This window comes from Streptomyces murinus (assembly GCF_002154555.1).
GTDB lineage: Bacteria > Actinomycetota > Actinomycetes > Streptomycetales > Streptomycetaceae > Streptomyces > Streptomyces murinus.
Genome location: NZ_MUNF01000686.1, coordinates 1 through 4,775, shown reverse-complemented (window position 1 = coordinate 4,775; position 4,775 = coordinate 1). Strand labels below are relative to the sequence as shown.

At 68.7% G+C, this 4,775-nt stretch carries 4 protein-coding genes; 3 read left to right on the top strand and 1 reads right to left on the bottom strand.

The window, feature by feature from the left end; translation table 11 throughout:
• The 3 genes from CCN72_RS33105 to CCN72_RS33095 all read left to right on the top strand — a co-directional run.
• The coding region (locus CCN72_RS33105; RefSeq protein ID WP_086811939.1) for a coagulation factor 5/8 type domain-containing protein at positions 1-1,668 on the top strand (1,668 nt) is incomplete at its 5' end.
• Positions 1,669-1,719: 51 nt separating this feature from the next.
• Entirely contained in the window at positions 1,720-3,111 is a 1,392-nt protein-coding gene (locus CCN72_RS33100; protein WP_237553721.1) for a chitinase, read from the top strand.
• Positions 3,112-3,167: 56 nt separating this feature from the next.
• Entirely contained in the window at positions 3,168-4,412 is a 1,245-nt protein-coding gene (locus CCN72_RS33095; protein ID WP_086811936.1) for a ThuA domain-containing protein, read from the top strand.
• Between the two features lie 19 nt (positions 4,413-4,431).
• On the opposite strand, the gene CCN72_RS33090 is transcribed toward CCN72_RS33095, so the two are convergent.
• A partial coding sequence (locus CCN72_RS33090) for a LysR substrate-binding domain-containing protein (RefSeq protein ID WP_244174597.1) occupies positions 4,432-4,775 on the bottom strand: 344 nt, incomplete at its 5' end.

Sequence of the window (4,775 nt, the reverse complement as noted above, 5' to 3'; positions counted from 1 at the left end):
ACCACACCGCCCCCCACCTCTCCCTCGGGCAAGGACCCCGACCTCGGCCCGAACACGGTGATCTTCGACCCCTCGATGTCCGCGTCCTCCATCCAGTCCAGGCTCAACAGCATCTTCAGCCAGCAGCAGTCCAACCAGTTCGGCTCCCAGCGCTACGCCGTGCTGTTCAAGCCCGGTTCGTACGACGCGGACGTCAACGTCGGCTTCTACACCCAGGTCGCGGGGCTCGGATCGACTCCGGACTCGGTGAACATCAACGGTGCCGTGCACGCCGAGGCCGACTGGATGGGCGGCAACGCCACCTGCAACTTCTGGCGTGACGCCGAGAACATGTCGGTCACCCCGACCGGCGGCAGCGACCGCTGGGCGGTCTCCCAGGCCGCTCCGTACCGGCGCATGCATGTGCGCGGCGACCTCAAGCTGGACGACGGCGGCTGGTCCAGCGGCGGCTTCATCTCCGACTCCAAGATCGACGGGCAGATCCAGTCCGGCAGCCAGCAGCAGTTCCTGACCAAGAACAGCAAGATGGGCTCCTGGTCGGGCTCCAACTGGAACATGGTGTTCGTCGGCGACCAGGGCGCCCCCGGCCAGTCCTTCCCGACGTACACCAACGTCCCCTCCGCACCGGTCGACCGCGAGAAGCCGTACCTCTACATCGACAGTTCCGGTGCCTGGCAGGTCTTCGTGCCCGCCGCGCAGACCAACGCCTCCGCGACCACCTGGAGCGGCAAGACCCAGGCCGGGACCTCGATACCGCTCAGCCAGTTCTACATCGCCAAGCCCGGCGCGACCGCCGCCGACATGAACGCCGCCCTTGCCGCCGGAAAGAACCTGCTGGTCACGCCCGGCGTCTACCACCTCGACCAGACGCTCGACGTCACCCGGCCCGACACCGTGGTGCTCGGCCTGGGCCTGGCCACCCTGGTCCCGGACAACGGGATCACCGCGCTGAGCACCGCCGACGTCGACGGCATCAAGATCGCCGGCCTGCTCGTCGACGCGGGCACCACCAACTCCCAGACCCTGATGCGGATCGGCCCGAACGGCACGTCGGCCGGCCACGCGGCGGACCCGACGACCCTGAGCGACGTGTTCTTCCGGATCGGCGGCGCCACCGTCGGCAAGGCCACCCAGTCCCTGGTCGTCAACACCAGCAATACGATCATCGACCACACCTGGATCTGGCGCGCCGACCACGGCAACGGCGGCACGGTCGGCTGGACCACCAACACCGCGGACACCGGCCTGGTCGTCAACGGCGCCGACGTCACCGCGTACGGGCTGTTCGTCGAGCACCTGCGCAAGACCGAGGTCATCTGGAACGGCAACGGCGGCCGGACGTACTTCTTCCAGAACGAGCTGCCCTACGACCCGCCGGACCAGGCCGCCTTCAAGAACAGCTCCACCAACGGCTACCCCGCCTACAAGGTCGCCGACTCCGTCACCAGCCACGAGGCGTGGGGCCTGGGCAGCTACGCCTACTTCAACGTCAACCCCTCGATCGTGGAGGACCACTCCTTCGAGGTGCCGCAGACCTCCGGGGTGAGGTTCCACGACATGGTGACCGTCGTCCTCGGCGGCGCGGGCACCATCACCCACATCGTCAACAGCACCGGCGCGACCGTCACACCGAGCAGCAACGTGGCGTACCTGACGAACTACCCGTAGCCGCCCCGAGCGCGGGACGCCCCCACACAGCCGTGCCAGGAGGACCCCCCCATGATGATACGAACCCTCAGAAGATGGTTGGCCGCCTCGATCTGCGCACTTCCGCTGGCCGTCGGCGGCCTTCTCGCCACCGCCGGGACGGCATCGGCCGCCGCCAACCCCGGCCCCGGCTTCCCGGCCCACTACTCCGCCCCGTACGCGGAGATGTGGAACGACCCGTCCACGCTCATGAACGCGTACAACGCGACCGGGAACAAGTACTACACACTCGCCTTCATCATCAGCCAGGGCACCTGCAACGCCACCATCAACGGTGACACGCCCGTCACCGACTCCGGCTGGAACAACGCCATCAACAGCCTGCGCGCGGCCGGCGGCGACGTCATCGCCTCCTTCGGCGGTGCGAGCGGCTCCGAACTCGCCTCGTGCGGCACGGTCGCGGCCATGCAGGCCCAGTACAAGAAGGTCATCGACCAGTTCAACCTGACCCGCGTCGACCTGGACATCGAGGGCGGCACCCTGGACAACACCGCCGCCAACGACCGGCGCAACCAGGCGCTCGCCAACCTCCAGCAGGATTACGCCGCCCAGGGCAAGAAACTGGACGTGGACTACACGCTGCCCGTCAGCCCGAACGGCCTGGAGTCCAACGGCGTCGCCCTGCTCCAGAACGCCAAGAGCCACAATCTGAACGTCAACCTGGTCAACATCATGACCATGGACTACGGGCCGGCGATGGACATGGGGCAGGCCGCGATCAGCGCCGCCAACGGCCTGCACAGCCAGCTCGGGCAGATCTGGAACACCAAGACCTCCGCCCAGCTGTGGGCCATGGAGGGCAACTGCCCGATGATCGGCGTGAACGACACCAGCGCCGAGGTGTTCACCGTCCAGGACGCCCAGGAGCTGGAGTCCTTCGCGGCGGCCAACGGCATACAGGAGCTGACCTTCTGGGCGCTCAGCCGGGACAACCAGGGCTCCAGCGGCACCGCGCAGAGCGACCACCAGTTCACCACCATCTTCAAGGCCATCACCGGCGGCGGCTCCACGCCGCCCCCGACCGGTGGCACCACGCCCATCCACGGCTACGGCGGCAAGTGTGTCGATGTCGCCGGGGCCAACTCGGCCGACGGCACCCCGGTCACCCTGTACACCTGCAACGGCACGAACGCACAGCAGTGGACGCACAGCGGCAACACCCTGAGCGCGCTGGGCAAGTGCCTGGACGTGACCGCGGCCGGCACGGCCAACGGCACCAAGGTCCAGCTCTACGACTGCAACGGGACCAGCGCCCAGGCCTGGACGTCCGGTGCGAACGGCAGCCTGGTCAACACCGGTTCGGGCAAGTGCCTGGACGACACCGACTGGAGCACGGCCGACGGCAACCAACTCCAGATCTGGACCTGCACCGGCTCCGCGAACCAGAGCTGGACGCTGGGCTGACACCCGCCGGTCCACCGGCGCCCCCTGTCCCGACCCCCCACGCAAGGAAGACCCCCATGGTCAGAACCAGCATCCGGCTTCCCCGCACCATGGTCCGTCTGCTCGCCCTGCTGGCCGTCGTGCTCGGCGTCCTGGCGGTCCCCGCCCACCGGGCCCAGGGCGCCACGCCGTTCAAGATCCTGGCGTTCTACGACGGCACCTACGACGCCGCGCACATCAGCTTCGTCCACGAGGCCAACGCGTGGTTCCCGCAGCAGGCGGCGGCGAACGGCTACTCGTACACCGCGACCAACGACTGGAGCCAACTGAACACGGCGAACCTGGCGAAGTACCAGGTCGTCATGTTTCTGGACAACTACCCGCAGACCGCGGCCCAGCGCAGCGCGTTCCAGACGTACATGAACAACGGCGGCGCCTGGATGGGCTTCCATGTGTCGGCGTACAACGACCAGACGCCCAGCGACTGGTCCTGGTACCACGAGACCTTCCTCGGCACCGGCACGTTCCGGTCCAACACCTGGGGCCCGACCTCCGAGACGCTGAGGATCGAGGACCCGAACCACCCGGCGACGGCCGGCCTGCCCCCGACGATCACCTCGTCGGTCAGCGAGTGGTACAGCTGGCAGCACGACCTGCGGCAGAACCCGGACATCGACATCCTGGCATCGATGGACCAGTCGACCTTCCCGGTCGGCACGGATCCCAACCAGTCCTGGTACAGCGGCTACTACCCGATCGTATGGTCGAACCGTAACTACAAGATGATCTACAACAACTTCGGCCACAACGCGATGGACTACGCCACGAACACGACGCTGTCGTCGACGTTCGGCAGCGCCGAGCAGAACAAGCTGCTGCTCCAAGGACTGCGCTGGCTCGGCGGCGCGTCCGGTCCGGTCACCCCGCCGCCCGGCGGCGGTTCGGGCGCGATCAAGGGCATCGGCGGCAAGTGCGTGGACGTCGCGGGCGCGAGCCCGGCGAACGGCACGGCCGTCCAGCTCTACGACTGCAACGGCACCGGCGCCCAGACCTGGACCGCCGGCTCCGACGGGACGCTGCGGGCGCTGGGCAAGTGCATGGACGTCACGGCGGCCGGCACGGCCAACGGCACCAAGGTGCAGCTGTACGACTGCAACGGCACCGGCTCCCAGGTCTGGCGCGGGGGCGGCGACGGCTCGCTGGTGAACCCCCAGTCGGGCAAGTGCCTCGACGCCACCGACCAGAGCTCGGCCAACGGCACCCGGTTGCAGATCTGGTCCTGCACCGGATCCGCCAACCAGACCTGGACACTGCCGTCCTGAGCCCGTACGCGCTCGGCGGTCAACCGGCGAGCGAGGCGCCCGCGAGGGCCAGCAGCGAGCGTACGGCCGGGTCGGCGTGCGGCCGGTGCAGGGCCGCGATGGTGGTGGTGAGTTCGGGAGCCTCGTCGGTGAGCGGAAGGAAACGGACGCCCGGGAAGGAGAGCGCGGCGGTGTGCTCGGGGGCGAGGGTGACGCACAGGCCGGAGGCGACATAGCTGAGCAGGCCGGGCAGGTCGTCGGCGTGGGCGCGGACGGTGGGCACGAAACCCGCGCGGTCGCAGGCCAGGAGCGCGCGCTGGGCCAGTTGCCGGAGCGGCCCGTCGCCGGCGAGGGCGAAGGAGTCCTCGCGCAGGTCGGCCAGGG

Coding starts and splice junctions, on each gene's coding strand:
- CCN72_RS33100 (WP_237553721.1), top strand. CDS start 1,720: ATGATGATACGAACCCTCAGAAGATGGTTGGCCGCCTCGATCTGCGCA.
- CCN72_RS33095 (WP_086811936.1), top strand. CDS start 3,168: ATGGTCAGAACCAGCATCCGGCTTCCCCGCACCATGGTCCGTCTGCTC.